General features: G+C 62.5%; 16 protein-coding genes and 1 pseudogene. 5 read left to right on the top strand and 12 right to left on the bottom strand.

Annotated elements, in window-relative coordinates; all coding sequences use genetic code 11:
* Nucleotides 1-742 (bottom strand): TonB-dependent receptor plug domain-containing protein (locus tag IYW40_RS21525; protein ID WP_348644214.1); only part of this gene is annotated, 742 nt, incomplete at its 3' end.
* A 367-nt stretch (nt 743-1,109) separates the two neighbouring features.
* Nucleotides 1,110-1,298 (bottom strand): annotated as a pseudogene (locus IYW40_RS01055) (thiamine pyrophosphate-requiring protein); the annotation flags it as partial.
* A gap of 489 nt (nt 1,299-1,787) precedes the next feature.
* On the opposite strand from IYW40_RS01055, the gene IYW40_RS01050 reads away from it, so the two are divergent.
* The 5 genes from IYW40_RS01050 to IYW40_RS01025 all read left to right on the top strand — a co-directional run bounded on the left by IYW40_RS01050 (nt 1,788) and on the right by IYW40_RS01025 (nt 7,178).
* Nucleotides 1,788-3,311 carry an FAD-dependent oxidoreductase gene (locus tag IYW40_RS01050; protein ID WP_196399068.1) on the top strand — a complete coding sequence of 508 codons (1,524 nt, stop codon included), beginning with the start codon at nt 1,788-1,790 and terminating at the stop codon, nt 3,309-3,311.
* Between the two features lie 12 nt (nt 3,312-3,323).
* Nucleotides 3,324-3,923, top strand: a complete 600-nt coding sequence (locus IYW40_RS01045) for a diguanylate cyclase (protein ID WP_246720567.1) — start codon at nt 3,324-3,326, stop codon at nt 3,921-3,923.
* Nucleotides 3,920-5,212, top strand: a complete 1,293-nt coding sequence (locus IYW40_RS01040) for an SDR family oxidoreductase (protein WP_196399067.1) — start codon at nt 3,920-3,922, stop codon at nt 5,210-5,212. Before IYW40_RS01045 ends, IYW40_RS01040 begins: the two co-directional genes overlap by 4 nt.
* Nucleotides 5,209-5,679: a DUF2269 domain-containing protein gene (locus IYW40_RS01035; protein WP_196399066.1), complete on the top strand. Its 471-nt coding sequence runs from the start codon at nt 5,209-5,211 to the stop codon at nt 5,677-5,679. Before IYW40_RS01040 ends, IYW40_RS01035 begins: the two co-directional genes overlap by 4 nt.
* Nucleotides 5,680-6,002: 323 nt before the next feature.
* Nucleotides 6,003-7,178: an amidase gene (locus IYW40_RS01025; protein ID WP_196399064.1), complete on the top strand. Its 1,176-nt coding sequence runs from the start codon at nt 6,003-6,005 to the stop codon at nt 7,176-7,178.
* A 143-nt stretch (nt 7,179-7,321) separates the two neighbouring features.
* On the opposite strand, the gene IYW40_RS01020 is transcribed toward IYW40_RS01025, so the two are convergent.
* The 10 genes from IYW40_RS01020 to IYW40_RS00975 all read right to left on the bottom strand — a co-directional run bounded on the left by IYW40_RS01020 (nt 7,322) and on the right by IYW40_RS00975 (nt 16,061).
* Complete coding sequence (locus tag IYW40_RS01020; RefSeq protein ID WP_348644213.1) at nt 7,322-7,771, bottom strand: low molecular weight phosphatase family protein; 450 nt, start codon at nt 7,769-7,771, stop codon at nt 7,322-7,324.
* A gap of 6 nt (nt 7,772-7,777) precedes the next feature.
* The gene (locus IYW40_RS01015; RefSeq protein WP_196399063.1) at nt 7,778-9,205 is read right to left on the bottom strand and encodes a hypothetical protein; all 1,428 of its coding nucleotides are present in this window, start codon (nt 9,203-9,205) and stop codon (nt 7,778-7,780) included.
* A gap of 83 nt (nt 9,206-9,288) precedes the next feature.
* A complete protein-coding gene (locus IYW40_RS01010; RefSeq protein WP_018408731.1) occupies nt 9,289-9,768 on the bottom strand; it encodes a UPF0262 family protein in 480 nt (159 codons plus the stop codon).
* 2 nt (nt 9,769-9,770) lie between these two features.
* Nucleotides 9,771-11,072: a histidinol dehydrogenase gene (gene hisD, locus IYW40_RS01005; protein WP_196399062.1), complete on the bottom strand. Its 1,302-nt coding sequence runs from the start codon at nt 11,070-11,072 to the stop codon at nt 9,771-9,773.
* A 28-nt stretch (nt 11,073-11,100) separates the two neighbouring features.
* Nucleotides 11,101-11,589, bottom strand: a complete 489-nt coding sequence (locus tag IYW40_RS01000) for a DUF2948 family protein (RefSeq protein ID WP_014892939.1) — start codon at nt 11,587-11,589, stop codon at nt 11,101-11,103.
* A gap of 370 nt (nt 11,590-11,959) precedes the next feature.
* Nucleotides 11,960-12,154 carry a hypothetical protein gene (locus IYW40_RS00995; protein WP_196399061.1) on the bottom strand — a complete coding sequence of 65 codons (195 nt, stop codon included), beginning with the start codon at nt 12,152-12,154 and terminating at the stop codon, nt 11,960-11,962.
* A gap of 162 nt (nt 12,155-12,316) precedes the next feature.
* Nucleotides 12,317-12,796, bottom strand: a complete 480-nt coding sequence (locus IYW40_RS00990; RefSeq protein ID WP_196399060.1) for an ABC transporter permease — start codon at nt 12,794-12,796, stop codon at nt 12,317-12,319.
* Nucleotides 12,797-12,887: 91 nt separating this feature from the next.
* Nucleotides 12,888-13,232, bottom strand: coding sequence for a hypothetical protein (locus IYW40_RS00985; protein WP_196399059.1), 345 nt, complete (start codon nt 13,230-13,232; stop codon nt 12,888-12,890).
* A gap of 50 nt (nt 13,233-13,282) precedes the next feature.
* Entirely contained in the window at nt 13,283-15,475 is a 2,193-nt protein-coding gene (locus IYW40_RS00980; protein WP_246720566.1) for a CDC48 family AAA ATPase, read from the bottom strand.
* Between the two features lie 31 nt (nt 15,476-15,506).
* A complete protein-coding gene (locus IYW40_RS00975) occupies nt 15,507-16,061 on the bottom strand; it encodes a hypothetical protein (protein WP_196399058.1) in 555 nt (184 codons plus the stop codon).
* Nucleotides 16,062-16,066 lie beyond the last annotated feature (5 nt).

The following is a 16,066-nucleotide window of genomic DNA, read 5'->3' as shown; positions in this document are numbered from 1 at the left end:
CGCTGACCGCGCGACGCGGAATTTGGTCCGTTCCATACCATTTGTTGGCATAGCCCATGAAGGTCACGGAGGCGCCGTCGTCCTGCGTGCCGCGCGACCAGCGCAACACGCTGTTGAGGCGCCGCATATTGTCGCCGCGCTCCCAGGGTCCGTTGTAATATTGCGCTTCGACCGCGCCATAGGCGGAGCCGCCGGCGAAATCTCGGTACGGGGCGGCGGCGAGAGCCCTGGCGTAGCCGAAGCTGCCGCCGGTGAGCTGGAAGAAGCCTTTGTCGATCGTGTCTTTGTATTGCATGTAGATCGAACCCGCCGACGAGAAGTCGCCGTCTTGCGCGTCATACGGCCCTTTGCGGGCGAGGACGTAGGACAGGAGTTCGGGGATCAGGAAATTGCTGTCGGCGTAGCCCTGGGCATGGCCATGGGTGCGCATATTGAGCGGCATGCCGTCGAGATAGAGCGCCAGATCGGTGCCGTGGTCGAGATTGAAGCCGCGCAGGAAATACTGGTTCGCCTTGCCTTCGCCGCTGTGCTGGGTGACGACGAGTCCGGGCACGATCTCCAGCGCGTCGCCGGGGCGCGCGAAGGGAAGCGCGTTGACCTCCTTGCCGGTGAAGAATTTCTCGCTCGAGGCGGTGATTGGCGGCGGCGTCGGGCCCGCGGGCGGCGCGGGGCGAGCGATCGCGGCGACAATTGGCGACGCGCGCGGCGGTTGCGGCGGCGCATGGACGGGTCGTCCCGGCACGGACGCATGGGAGCGTGCCGCCGGGGCGGCCCGATGCGCGCCAACTTGGATTGTGGGAAGCGCGGTTTGCGCCAGTGCGGTGAACGAAGGCGGCACCGCAAATACTGCAGTCAGAAAGCAGACAAAGGCTGAACGAAATGACAACTGCAGACTCCGCAGCAAACATGGGCCATCACTGCGAAGGGTCACGCCGAGTCGAGCGCGAACGCGCCATCACCGGCTTAACCGCACCCTGCGGGAACGTCACTGACAGTATGCGTCAAATTTGCTTTTCAGCAAGCCGATGAAATGGCGCGTTATTCTCTCATCCATCTTTTTCTCGGCAGTGATGCAGAAACAGCACGGCTCGTCGCGCCGCTCGCGGCGCTTGGCCGGAGATCGCGAGAACGGGCATGTGACCGCATTTGGCGTCATAGAGGCCGGTGATGAGATGAGCGGCGCCGCGCTACAATGCCCCGAGCACGCCGTTGATGCCATCGCCCGGATAGCCGAAAATGCGCCGCACGCCCCATTCGTGCAGCCGGCGGACAAAGAAATCGCCAACTGTGCCGCTCATGGCCGCCTCGCTCTTTTTTTGAAGCAGAAGGATGCGCCGACGCGTCCTATGGCGATAACCGGCCGCCCGTCCGCATGTTCCGAGAGCGCGTAGGCATCGTGCGCCTATCGCAAGTGTGTGAGAACAATCGTTGAGCTTGGGGCTCTGGACGGCGCCATTCGAAATAAGAAGCGCATTTTGGATTGTCGCTTCGCGCAGCCGCTCTAACTAGTTTGCCGCTTTGCAATCTTTGCGTGAGGCGTCAATGTCGTCACGGCATAGTCGAGTAGCTGAGACGTTACTGATCGTCTTTATGTTGGCGACGGTCAACGCCACTTTATTCGGCGTGATTTATCGGATGGTGCGTTAGAGGGAAGGCTCCGCGTCTTCTCCTGACTGTTACGCGAATGCCCTTCCCCAGCGACTAAGGGCGTGATGGAACACTGTGCCTGCGCGTTCGTTTTAGTCTGCAGCCGCCGATCACACCCCTTGCAGAGCGTCGAATATCCGATGAATGTCGCTTCCGAAAGAAGTCGGTCCTATTGGACGGACCAGCCGGTCATCGAGCGGGCCGGCGCTCTCCTCAATGACGAACGCGCCGACGTTGTCGTTATTGGCTCCGGCATCGCGGGGATGTCGGTCGCATATGAACTCGCGACCGCGGGCAAAAAGGTTATTGTTCTCGATCGCGGACCGATCGGTAAGGGAATGACGGCGCGCACCACTGCGCATCTCGCTTCGGGAAGCGACGACGGATTTGACGAACTTATCCGATTGCGCGGCGAAGAAATCGCAAGCGCCTGGCGCGAAAGCCAGCAAGCCGCCATTGATCGCATCGAGAGCCTGCAACAAACGCTCAATTTCGACTGCGACTTTCGGCGGGTCGACGGCTATCTCTTTGCGGCGAAGGAAGAAGACACAGCATCGCTCGAGCGCGAATTCAACGCGGCAAATAAGGCGGGGCTGCCGGTCATCAAGCAGATGGGCGCGCCTTTTGTCGGTCATGAAAGCGCGCCAGCGCTCCGCTATCCCAACCAGGCGCGCGTTCATCCGCTCAAATATTTGCATGGTCTTGCGCGGGCAATTGCCAAGGCTGGCGGCAATTTTTACGCAAACACGACGGTAGTTGCTGTCGAGGACGAAGATGGTGGGGTTCGCGTGGCGACCTCAGACGGCCGGGCTGTGCGCGCCGACTACGCCGTCGTCGCCACGAACGCGCCGATCAGCGATCGCTTCGCCATTCATACGAAGCAGGCGCCTTACCGCACTTACGCCATGGCGTTCGAATTGCCCTCGGGCGCGCTTCCCGACGCGCTCTATTGGGACACGCTCGATCCTTATCATTATGTGCGACTGCAGCCCGGCGAAGACGGCCTCGACATATTGATCGTGGGGGGCGAGGATCATCGCTCGGGCGAAGCGAACGACGCAGATCGCCGCTTTGTGGCGCTCGAGGATTGGATGCGCCGATTGTTGCCGCCGCTGGGCAAAGAGCTGCGCCGCTGGTCCGGCCAGGTGCTCGAACCTGTCGACGGCGTCGCCTTCATTGGGCGCGATCCCGGAAGCGAACGCGTTTTCGTCGCGACGGGTGATTCAGGGCAAGGGATGACCCATGGCGCGCTCGCCGGATTGATCATCAAGGACCTGATCCTGACGGGCGCAAATCGCTGGACCGAGACCTATGACCCGGCTCGCAAGCCAATCAGCGCGATCGGCGAATATTTGAGCGAGAATCTCGCCGCGCCCAAAAACTTCGCCGAATATGTCACGCCCGGCGAGATCGATTCATGGGATCAGTTGAAGCCCGGCGAAGGCGCGATCGTTCGCAGCGGATTGAGCAAGGTCGCCGCCTTCCGCAATGAAGACGGGAAGCTGTTCTTGCGTTCAGCTGTCTGCTCTCACCTTGGCTGTCTCGTGCATTGGAACGCCTTCGAGCGATGCTGGGACTGCCCCTGTCATGGATCTCAATTTGCGCCGGACGGCGAAGCGCTCAATGGCCCCGCTTTCGCGCCGCTGCAGGAATACAAGCCTTGAGAGCGGATGAGGATGGAACAGGATCCGACATTACTCTTGCTGATGTATTTTGTCGTGCCTGTCTGGCTGATGGCGGGTTTCGCCGATTGGCTGTGTCACCGCGCCACCAACATCGAAATAACCTCAGGCGCGAAGGAATCGGTCATTCATCTGCTGCTGTTTGCTGAAGTCGGCGGTCCTTTTCTCGCGGTCCTCTTGCTGGAGGTCAACGCGCTCGTGATCGCCTTTATGATCGTGATGTTCTTCGTTCACGAGGCGACGACGCTTTGGGATTTGAGCTATGCGGTTACGTTGCGGAAAATCACGCCCATTGAGCAGCACGTTCACAGCTACCTCGAACTGTTGCCGCTGACGGCCGTGCTGATGATCTCGGCCAGGCATTGGCCGCAGTTCCTGGCCCTTTTTGGACTCGGAGATGAAGCGCCGCGCTTTGATATCGCGCTTAAAGCCAATCCACTGCCCTTGGCCTACATCATAGGCGCTGTTGTCGCAGCGCTGCTGTTCGCGATTTTGCCTTATGGAAGAACTCTTGCGCGGCTTGCGCGCAAATCACGGCCGCTTCGTTCCGCTCGCCGCAAGATCGTCCGCGCAATAGTCGAGGCCTACCCATGAAAATTCTTGTCCTCGGCGCGACGGGCCTCATCGGATCGAGCATCCTTGCCAAGCTCCTCTCAGCCGGTCATTCGGTGGTCGCCGTTTCGCGACGCGCCAATGTCCGACGGCAATTTCCTGAGGCGCAATGGGTGTCGCTAGATTTGAGAGTTGTAGACTCGCCCCAACAATGGCTTTCGCATCTTGAAGGCGTTGATGCGGTCATCAATTGCGCCGGCGTTCTTGGCGGAAGCGGGTCCGATTCCACCGACGCGGCACATCACAGAGGCCCGGCGACGCTGTTCGCCGCTTGCGAACAGGCTGGCGTCAAGCGCGTCGTTCACTTCTCCGCCGTCGGCGTCGACCGGCAGACGCCGAGCGAATTCTCGAGGAGCAAGGCGGAGGGCGACGCCGCCTTAAAAGCGATCGATCTCGATTGGGTCATTCTTCGTCCCTCGGTCGTCGTCGGACGCCGCGCTTACGGCGGAAGCGCGTTGTTTCGTGGGCTGGCGGCGTTGCCGATCCTTCCCCGCTTCAAGGACGCGGGGGAACTGCAGATCGTCCAGCTCGATGACGTCGTGGCGACCGCGCTTTTTTTTCTGGAGCCGTCCGCCCCCGCCCGTGTGGAGCTGGAGATCGTCGGACCGCGGCGCCTGACCTTCAACGAGGTCGTCGCGATCTATCGCCAATGGCTCGGATCGCGTCCTGCCCAGCTCGTCGACGTCCCCGACTGGCTGATCGACTGGATGTACCGCCTCGGCGATTTCCTCGCCTGGCTGGGCTGGCGCACGCCGATCCGCAGCATCGCAAAACAGGAAATGGTCCGCGGCGCCGTCGGCGATCCCACGCCATGGACAAACATGACGGGAATCAAACCGCAAGCTCTTGAAGCGGCGCTGATGGCCGAGCCCGCCGACGTGCGCGAAAAATGGTTTGCGCGCATCTACGCGCTCAAGCCGCTCATTTTCGCCGTTACGGCGCTGTTCTGGATTTCGACCGCCTTGGTTTCTTTCGGGCCGGGATGGGACATTGGGCTCGGGCTTTTGTACGAGGGTGGACTGTCGGGCCCAATCGTGCCGCTGGCCGTGATCGCCGGCGCGTCTTCCGATCTCATCATCGGGATAGCCATCGCCTTTCGCCGCACATCGAAAATTGCGCTTGTCGCCGCGCTCATCCTGTCGTTCGTTTACCTCATCCTCGGCACCATCCTCGTGCCGCGACTCTGGCGGGACCCGCTGGGACCAATGCTCAAAATTTGGTCTGTGATGGTGCTGAACGTCGTTTCTCTGGCGATCGTCGACGACCGGTGATTTATCTCCTCCTCAAATACATTCACATCGTCGGCGCCGCAGTTTTGCTGGGCACCGGCGCCGGAATCGCGTTCTTCATGCTGATGGCGCATTTCTCCCGCTCCGTGCCGGTCATCGCCGGGGTGGCGCGTATCGTTGTGATCGCGGACTTCGTCTTTACCGCTTCCGCCGTGGTGGTTCAGCCCATCACCGGCGTCGCGCTCACCTGGCTGGCCGGCTATTCGCTCACCGAAGGCTGGATCGCGCTCTCAATCGCGCTGTATCTTTTGACCGGCGCCTTCTGGTTGCCTGTCGTGTGGATGCAGATGCGCATCCGCGATATCGCGCAAGCCTCGGCAGCGGCGAACCAGCCGCTACCGCAGATCTACCATCGATTTTTCTGGTGGTGGTTCGCTTTCGGCTTTCCGGCGTTCGGCGCCGTTATGACAATCATATGGCTGATGATCGCCAAGCCGCTGATATTCTGACGCCGCGCGACCGTCCCCGAGCGCGCGACGGTTCCCCTATCGCGTGTACCAGACGTAGATGATGGAAAAGGCCAAAGCCAGCGCAAAGCCAATCATGACGTTGCGTATAAAGCCCCCGCCGAACTCATCCATGTTGCGTCTCCAATGGTCGCGCGCCGCAGCGGACAATCTGGCGTAAGCCTGCGAATGGCGCAACAGCAGTCTCCCCGCGGCGTCTGCATTTTGTCTCGCCACATTCTTCAGTATAGTCGCGCCCATCAGGCGCTATTTGGATTCCCGCCGCGCCCGCCTATGCTAGACCCGCTGGAAGGAAGGATGCCGCGATGAAGGACGATCTCGGCGCGCTGTCCGTCGTTCTCAACCGGAGCACGGAAACGCCGGGACGCCTGTCCGGCGCGAGCTTCGTCGTCAAGGAGAACATCGACGTCGCGGGAAACGTCTCGACCAACGGCCATCCGAAATGGGCGGCGACCCACGCCCCTGCCGAGCGCGATGCGCCTGTCGTCGATCGATTGCTCGATGCCGGCGCGCGGCTCGTCGGCAAGACGCAAATGGACGAGATGGCCTATAGCCTTCTCGGCGCCAATCCGCATTACGGCACGCCGATCAATCCGGCCGCGCAAAATCGCCACCCCGGCGGCTCGTCTTCAGGCTCGGCGGTCGCTGTCGCCGCCGGCCTCGTCAATTTCGCCATCGGCACCGACACCGCCGGCTCCTGCCGCGCGCCGGCGGCGTTTTGCGGGGTTTTTGGCTTCCGCGCGTCGCATGGCGCAGTTGCGATGGATGGAATCATTCCGCTAGCGCCGTCCTTCGACGCCATCGGCTGGTTCGCCCGCGACATCGGCGTCATGGCCTCTGTCGGCGAGGCTTTGTTGCCGCAAAACGCGGAGAACGCCGAACTCAAAGAAGCCGTGCTGCTCACCGACGCCTTCTCGGGAGTCGGGATGGATTTCGCTTCGGCGGCGGCTGATCCCATCGACGCTCTGAAGGCGTCCGGGCCCTGGCGCGAAGCGACCCTCGGCGACGACTTCTTCAAGGCGGCGCTCGGACATTTCCGAAACATGCAGGCTTTCGAGGCCTGGGCCTCGCATGGCGCGTGGATTTCGGCGAACAGTCCCACTTTCGGCAAGGGCGTCGAGCAGCGTTTCGCCTATGCGGCGAAGGTCACGGCCGACCAAAAGAAAGCCGCTGAAAGTTTCCGCGAGGAGGCGCGCAAAAAAATCGACGCGCTCCTCGGTTCGCAAGGCTTCCTCGTGTCGCCGACGGCGCCGTTTCGCGCGCCGCTGCTCACCGAAAGCGAGGAAACGCTCGACGCCAAGCGCTATCAGATGATGCGCCTGTTTCTCATCGCGAGCTTCTTTGGCCTGCCGCAGATCAGCATTCCCCTTCCGACGAGCGATGCGCCGGTTGCGCTCTCTTTCATCGGCCGGCGCGGCTCGGACCACGCGCTGATCGGCCTTGCGCAGCGCTTCTGCGCGCAGATGAAGAAGTCTCTTTAAGTTTTCTATACGCAACCGGTTGTCATTCCCGGCCGAAGGCCTGACCGGGAATCCAGAGCAAAATCCTCTCCGCGTCGCAACGCTGGATTCCGATCGCGCTTCGCGCGTCGGGAATGACATGGCGGAAGCCGCCAGACACGTCATCATCCGCTCAGCGACGGCCCGTGTCCGAGCAGATCCTTGATCCGCCCCGTCAGCCGCTCGCGCACGTCGCGATAGGCGTCGAGAATGGCCTCGCGCGAGCCCTGCGCGGCGGTCGCGTCGGGCGTCGGCCAGTAGACGACGTCGACGGCCATCGTGCGCGTAAACTCCAGCGCCTTGTGATGCGCCTCGGGCGACAGCGTCACGATCAGATCGAAATTCGAATCTTCGAGATCTTCGAACGTGTGCGGCTTATGTGCTGAAATGTCGACGCCGATCTCGTCCATTGCCGCTATGGCGAAAGGGTCAGGGGCGCCGCGCTTCAGACCAGCGGAAGCGAAATAGGTTTCGCGGCCGAAATAATACCGTGCGATCGCCTCCGCCATCGGCGATCGCACAGTGTTCAGCGTGCAGGCGAAAAGAACGGATTGGGGGCGCGCCACGTTGCTCACGCATTCTCATCGCTGGCTCTGCGCCGACTGACGGTCTCGTTCAATGAACGCCGCAAGCTCCTTCGTCTGCTCCGTGAACAATTGCAGTTCATTGATGTCGAGCGGCTCGCTCACATGCTGCATCAGCAGCAGATCTCGGCCTTCGGAGAAGGCCGGCGCCAGCCCGCAATAGAAAAATCCCTGGCGGCGCGCGCTCTCAACCAGGAGCGGCAAGCCCGGGTCGTCGACATGCGCGGAAAGCTGCACGGCGCGCGCGCCGAGGCCGCTGACGTCGCTCACCGCCTGGCTCAATTCGATGCTGGCGTTCGATCCGATCATCTCGAAGCGAATCCTGCCATAGCCCCATGGGTTGACCATCACGCTCGTCATCGACCGAGTCTCTGTTGGCGTTCCGCTCTCATGTAGAGAAACGCCGACGCCGAGACGGCCGTATGTCGTCGTCATGACGTCGCGATACGCCGGAGGCGCGACGATCTCGCATGCCCGCCCGGCTTCCAGGAAGCGGAACGTCAGCAGAAAACTCTGGCGCTGTCCGGCCGTCGGCACAGGCAAATCCTTCGAATGCGAGGTTTCGGGCGCCGCGCCGAGCAGGATCGCGCATGTCGGCATGCCGGCCCGCTCGTCGTTGCGCTGTGAGAATGTATGAGTCGTAACCGGCTCGGCGTAGATCCCGACGAGCCCGAGTTTCGCCGCTTCGTCCGTCAGCCGCTCGGTCATGCGCTCCAAGAGATGGCGTCCCCGGTAGGACGGAAGCACGACCGCTTCGCCGCGTTCGGCGATCGTCGCGCCGGGCTCGCGCTCGAGCGCGACATGCCCGATGACCTCGCCGCGCGCATCGCGTGTCACGACCGGAATGAGCTCTCCGCTTTCGACCTTCCGCCAATAGCGGTGCGGGGAAAAGACTTCCCGGTGAACGTAATTGTGTCCGTAGACCGCCAGGAAACAGCGCGCGATCGCCGCTGAATCGCTCTGCTGAGGCACGTCGATCCGCACCGTTTCGGTCGTCTCTGCGGCTTCGGCGATCGGCTCTTCGTTATGTTCCGCCGCTTCGCGAGAGGGTTCGAAACCGCGATGGATCGTGATCTCCCATCCGTCGACGCCGCGTTCCCGGTAAGATAATCCCGCATCTCGCCGCACCTGCGCGCTGAGCGAACCAACGACGGTGGAAAAACGGGAATGGCCGTTGAGCAGAATCCGTGCGCGCGCCTCGCCTTTGGAAGAGGACAGAAGAACCGCCGCGCGCTCCGCGGTCGTGCGCGACCCGCAAAGAATCTGCCATGTTTGCGCGGCGTCGGCGGCGATCAGGCTCGCGGTCATCGGCGGGACCCCTTCGACCAGCGACGCTTCGCGAACGAAGGCGCGGAGCAGTTCGCCGCCTTCAGCTTCCATCGACAGCCGCAGCTCGGCGAAATGATCCGAATTACTTTTGCCCATGCGGATTATTCCATGATGACAATGTGACGGCGCCGAACGCTGCGCCGCGCAGCGCTCTCATCATTGACGACCGAGCGTGACGCTCAGCCCTTCCAGTGCAGCGCCGTGATCAGCGTGAAGATGCGGCGCGCCGTATCCTGATCGGTGTCGATCTTGCCTTTCAAGCGTTCGAGGAGAAGCTGCGCGCCTTCGTTATGGAGGCCGCGACGCCCCATGTCGATCGCCTCGATCCTGCTTGGGGTCGCATGCCGGATCGCCGCGTAATAGCTTTCGCAGATCATGAAATAATCTTTGAGAATGCGTCTGAACGGCGTCAGCGAGAGAATGTGCGTGACGAGGCAGACGCCCTCCGCGTCGCAAATCTTAAAAACCAGTTTGGCGTCGACGAGTGAGATCAGCAGCTCATAAGGTCCGCCATGATGGCCAATCAGCGCGAAACTGTTTTCCTCGATGAGATCGTAGATCGCGATGGCGCGCTCATGCTCCTGATCCGCCGAGCCGCGGCCGATCGAGTTTTCGTCGAGCGTGACGGAGATCAGCCGCTTCGACTCGTTTGACTCCACCCTCACGCCTCGAGCTGATTGAGGCGGATCGACACCGAACGCGCATGGGCCTGCAAGCCTTCGGCGTCGCCGAGCGTCACCGCGGCCGCGCCGATGGCGCGCAGCGAGTCCGCGTCGCATTTCAGGATCGACGTGCGCTTGACGAAGTCGAGCACGCTCAGACCCGACGAGAAGCGCGCCGAGCGCGCCGTCGGCAGCACATGGTTCGAGCCGCCGACATAATCGCCGACGGCTTCGGGCGTATAGGCGCCGATGAAGATGGCGCCGGCGTTGGAGACGCGCGCGGCGAGGTCCTCGGCGTCTTCGCTGATGATCTCGAGATGTTCGGCGGCGATGCGGTCGGCGAGCGGAAGCGCGTCGGCGAGCGTCTTCACAACGATCGTCGCGCCATAGTCGCGCCAGGAGGCGCCGGCGATCTCCTTGCGCGAAAGCGTCGAGAGATGCCGTTCGACAGCGGCGACGACCGCGTCGGCAAGCGCCGCGTCGTCAGTGATGAGAATCGACTGCGCGGATTCGTCATGCTCGGCCTGCGCAAGCAAATCGGCTGCGATCCAGTCGGGATTGGCTGTCGCGTCGGCGAGGATCAGCACTTCAGAAGGGCCGGCGATCATGTCGATGCCGACATGGCCGAAGACCCGGCGTTTCGCCGCCGCCACCCAGGCGTTGCCCGGCCCGACGATCTTGACGACGGGCGCAATCGTCTTCGTGCCATAGGCCAGCGCCGCCACGGCTTGCGCGCCGCCGACGCGGTAGATCTCGTCAATGCCGGAACGCTTGGCGGCGGCGAGCACCAGCGGCTCCACATGGCCGCCAGGCGTCGGAACCACCATGACGATGCGCTTTACGCCGGCGACCTTCGCCGGCACGACATTCATCAGCACGGAAGACGGATAGGCGGCGGTGCCGCCGGGCACATAGAGGCCCACCGAGTCGAGCGGGGTCCAGCGCCAGCCGAGTTCGACGCCGGCGGCGTCCCGAAAGCGCAAATCCTGCGGCTTCTGCCGCTCGTGGAAGGCGGTGATGCGCTCGAGCGCCAGATCGAGGGCCGCGAGCTGCTCGGCGGAACATTTGGCTTCCGCCGCCGCGACCTCCTCGCGGGAGACGGCGATGCCGGTCGCCTCAAGGTCGACCCGGTCGAAGCGTTTGGAATAGTCGACAAGCGCCGCGTCGCCGCGGGCGACGACGTCCTCGATGATGCCGCGGACCGTATCGTCGACATCCTGCGACGCCTCACGCTTCATGGCGAGCAGCGACGCGAAACGCTGTTCGAAATCGGGCGCCGCAGCGTCCAAACGCAGGGTCATGATCCTCTCCAGCCGGGAAGTCCGGCTGTCATGGCCCTCGGGGAGCGTGCTCGTCAAGTTCGCCGCTGAAATCATGGTTCGGCCGGGCGGCGACCTTCCAGCGCGGACCCACGTCGCAAAGTTGCGCCTCGACGCATTCGACGTCGAGCGCGATCGACGCGCCCCCGGCGAAAAAGAGCCGGATGACTCCTGACGGGGGTTCAGGGTCGGGCTCGAAGGTGACCGCCAGGAGTTCGAGGATCGCGTCGGGCTGGTCGCGGCAGATACGCTGGCAGCGCACCCGCTGCACGCCCTCGAAATGCAGGCCGCAGCGGCAGCGCTCCAGCCGGCCGTCCAGTTCTGCGGCCCAGTCGAAACGCGACCCAACCAGGGCGAACCGGCGCTTGTCGGCAAGAAAGGCGATGTCGCCGACGCGCACCAGGGCGTCCTGCAGATGCGCCGAGAGCAGCGAAAGATCTTCGCTGTCGAGCGCGTGCAGGCGCAAGGCGAGCTCACAAGGCCGATTGGGTGGTTCCATGTCCTCTCCTCCTTCGCCCGATATGGCGAAGGAGGGGAAGGCCCGCAACCCTATGGGCGACGCCAAGCTAAGTTAATGGGATTTTCTCGTGTCCACGCTCCTCTTGGCCACGTCATCCACCTCGTCGTGCGGGGAAACGCGAAGCGTTTCCGGGTGGAGTGGCGTGCGTAGAGAGTGTCAAGGTGGATCGAGCGGCGATTGGACGCCGCGGCTTGAGGTCGCGGCCAACCCCTTCTGCGGGGGAGGTCCCCTGGCTGCGCCAAAACTCGTCTTGATATCAGTGAGGCAAAGTTGCGCGGCCTGAGCGGGCGCGCCGCAGGATCATCTCACCGGAGTCAGTCTTTGCGCCCCGAAGGCGATTCCAGTCGCGCTATTGCCCCGCCCAACCGAACCGCCTGTCGAGCTTCGTGAGCTGGCTGCTGAAGCCCTCGACGGACATCTTTGTCCAATGTGGGTCGAGGTGGGGGTGAAGCGTGGCCACCATCCGCGCATGATCGCCAGCGGCGCCGAAGCCTAGCTCGATCAGGCTCTCGTAAGGTTCGGAGCCGGGGACGAAGTCGATCACATGCACTCAGTGAACACGTTTCTCAAACGGACTCTTACTGCTCATGCAGTCTCGCCAGCGTGAGCTACATATCTCAAGAACCGAACGGCCCGCGCCGGGGGCATTTCCGAACCCAATAAGATCTCAGGAAGCAACCACAGCTTGCGCTGCGGCGACCTCCAATTATACAGGAAGCTGGGTGCGGATCGCGTCCATGATTCTTTGAATAGCGGCGTCGGCGTTCTCCGCGCGACATTCGGCATCTTTCGCGCGCTGTTCGGATGCCTCCAACTCTGCTTCCTTGGCGGCAGTTTGTGATTGCAGCATCTCAAGATCGCTGCGCGTCTGCACAATGGCGGCAATGAGGTCTTCGACTTCGGCCTCGGCTTGGCGGAGCGCCGCCTCGGCGCGCTCGGAGCGGGTCTCAGCGCGTTCCAACTTTTCCTTCAGCGCATTGGCGACGGCGTGAGCGCGCGCCACCGCTTGAGCCGATTGTTTCTCGAGTTCTCTGATCGCCGCCGCTGTTTCCGACACCAGCTCCAGCGCGGCGGTGGCGTCATCGCTGCCGCGTGCAGACTGGCGCGCCGGCGTTAACGCCTGTGTTCCTGAATCCCCCCGGGGGATGATTTCGTCCATGACGTGATTCAGATCGACCGAGCCCATCGACGCCTCCAGCCATCGCGCGGCCGAGCGCGCAGGGTCATCCCTCGACGATACTTGGCCGCACGAACGTCCGACTCCGTCTATGACGCCATCACTCCAGGGAATGAGCGTTCGGCCGCAAAGACCTCACTTCGCGGCAGTACACTATCTCATCCAAGTCGCTTAGACGCTCATAAACAGCGCGCGCGGCATGTCGCGCGTCGTCGCGTTCATAGGCCTCGGCCAGTTCCAGCAGGCTCTCTTGCGCCTCCAACGCTTGAGCTGTCTCGGCATGGTCTTCCGACAACCGCCAATACATCTCCTGCGCTTGCCACAGACTTCCTTCGCTGCGGTAGCGGTGCGCCATAGCCAATAGGTGATCGAGGCTTTGGCGAACGGTGTCCAATCGGCGTTCTTGCCAACGGGTTCCGTACGATAAGGATTGTTCAGATTGCATATCGTTCTCCTTTGTCAGGACTTCGGTCGAGCCGCCGAAGTCACACGGCGCTACATAACAACTGCCTTTGGCTGCGACGGCCGTTCCGAAGCGCCGGCCTCCGCTGCGAGCGCGTCATCGAAGTCGCGTTGTTCGATGAGTAGCGAGCCAATGTCGACCACTCCTCCGTGCGTTGCGGGAAAGATGCGGCGGATCGCGTTCAAGGCGGCGCGATCGCAAAGGAAGCGAATCTCGGCGGCGGACATTCCCTCCGTCAGGTCGGCTAAGGCCGCGAGATCGATCCGCTCGTCCACAGGTCTCTTGCGCAGATGGACCCCCAGAATCGCGGCGCGCGCATCGCGATCTGGGCGCGTCACCTCAAGGTGAAAGTCGAGCCGACCTGGACGTAGGAGCGCATCGTCGATCATATCCAGCCGGTTCGTGGCGGCGATCACCCAGACGTTCCCCAGCGCTTCAACGCCGTCGAGCTCAGTCAACAATTGGCTCACGACCCGATCGGTAACCGGCGAGCGGCCGTCGAAGCCCCGCTTCGGCGCCAGGGCGTCGACTTCGTCCAGGAAGATGATGCATGGCGCCGCATGGCGCGCCCGCGTGAAGAGTTCGCGCACGCCCTGCTCGGATTCGCCGACATATTTCGACAGGAGCTCCGGGCCCTTTATCGAAATGAAGTTGAGATTGCTCTGGGTGGACAATGCCTTCACCAGAAGCGTCTTGCCATTTCCTGGCGGGCCATAGAGCAAGATCCCGCGCGGTGGCTGCAGCCCGATTTTTTCAAACAACAGCGGTTGGCTCAATGGCCAAGCGATCGCTTCCCGCAGGGTGGCCTTGATAGGCTCGAGGCCGCCCACGTCCTCCCATCGCACGTTTGGCACTTCGACGGAGACTTCGCGTAGCCCCGACGGCGTCACCTCGCTCAGCCCCTCTGTGAAGTCCGACATTTTGACGTCCATAGCCATCAGCGCCTCATAGGGAACCGGCCCCGAGTCGAGCGACAGCTCTGGAAGTTGGCGACGCAGCGCCGCCATGGCGGCCTCGCGGCAAAGCGCGTTCAGATCAGCGCCGGTGAATCCATGTGTCGTCTCCGCCAGGTCAGCGAGGTCAATGCCTTCGGCGAGCGGCATACCGCGCGCATAGATCTCCAATATCTCCCGCCGAGCATGCTCGTTGGGGATGCCGATGGCGATCTCGCGGTCGAAACGACCGGGGCGCCGCAAGGCCGGATCGATGCTGTTTAAACGGTTGGTCGCCGCCATCACGATCACGTCGCCACGGCTCTTGAGGCCGTCCATCGAGGCGAGAAGCTGTGCGACGACGCGCTTCTCGACCTCGCCTTCGACGCGTTCTCGCTTGGGAGCGAGCGAGTCGATCTCGTCGAAGAAGATGATGCAGGGCGCGCGCCGCCGCGCATCGTCGAAAATCTTACGTAATTGAGCTTCGCTCTCGCCATAGAATTTCTGAATGATCTCGGGTCCGCTGACGTAGATGAACGCAGCATTGGACTCATGCGCCACCGCGCGCGCGAGCAGTGTCTTGCCGCAGCCGGGCAGCCCATGCAGCAGGACCCCTTTCGGCGGCGTCATGCCCAGACGCTCGAAAATCTCCGGATGCGACAGCGGCAGCTCGATCATTTCGCGAATCTTCGCGACTTCACGCTCCATTCCGCCGAGATCGTCATAGGTGACGATGTCCTCGGCCTCGGAAGCCGCTCGTTTCTGCTCGCCGCCACGGGCGCCTTCGACCGCGAGCAGGGTGTCGGGATGGATCATGACCGGCCCGTCGGGTTCTGTCCGCATCACATTAAAATCTCGATGATTTCCTCCGAACAGGGCGATTCGCACGCGGTCGCCGGTTCTCACGGCGAGCCCGTCGAGGCGGCGCGCCGTGTGTTCGATTTCGTCCTCATGCAAGGCGCCAGCGCCCAACGGAGCCACGACCACGCGCCGAGCGACGGCATGAGAAACCTTTTTGATCAGAGCCTTCTGGCCAAGCGCCACGCCTGCATTGGTGCGACCGACGCCGTCGAGCTGAATGATCTGTTGCCCCCTTTGATCCTTAAAGGTCGGCATCGCCTTCGCGACGGTCTTCGCGCGACCTTCGATCTCCAGCACGTCGCCAGGCGAAGCGCCGATCTTCCGCAAAGTTTCGGGATCGATCCGGACGATCCCGCGTCCTATGTCGTCGCGCCGCGCCTCGACGACTGTCAGCCGCAACATCTCGCCATTGTCGGGTGCTTCGTCGGACATCGATCTCTCCACTTGTGGTCATCGACCGTCGCTACTGGCCTCGCACCGCCAAATATTCGACCTTGATGCGCTGAGGTAGAAACTTCGTGACTTTATGTAGAGCGCCTATGAACAGTATGGCGTCCTCATCATCGCGAAGCGTCGAGTCGATTTTCTCGGCGATGAATCGGTCGCGCGCCTCCAGGAGAGCCGCAGCCTGCGCCTCCGTACGCTCGGGCGACTGCAACAGCTTATATTCATCGAGAAGCAGAGCCGGCGACTCGGTGCCGACGAGTGTGGCGCCTTCGCGCACGAGACTCTCGAGGAGCTGGTGATTGCGACTCCCCTGGGACGCCAAGTCCCGCACCAAATCATTCTCTCGGCCGCAGACCGGCAGGCTGTCCTGATAGAGTTTGACGTGCTTGAGATCGAACCCGAGCGTCTTGATCGCGTCGGCGATAGCGCCCCAAATAGCGTCGAATTCAGCGGATCGCTCCACCCATTTGCTCTCGCCATAACGAGCGACGAACGCCGCCTTGTAGCCTGGCGCGGCGGAGCCCATCTCCGCCGTGCTGTGAACCACCGGAACATATATCAATCGCGCCATCTCGC

The sequence above is a fragment of the Methylocystis sp. H4A genome (assembly GCF_015709545.1).
In the GTDB taxonomy this organism is placed as follows: domain Bacteria; phylum Pseudomonadota; class Alphaproteobacteria; order Rhizobiales; family Beijerinckiaceae; genus Methylocystis; species Methylocystis silviterrae.
This window is presented reverse-complemented; position numbering and strand designations above follow the sequence as displayed.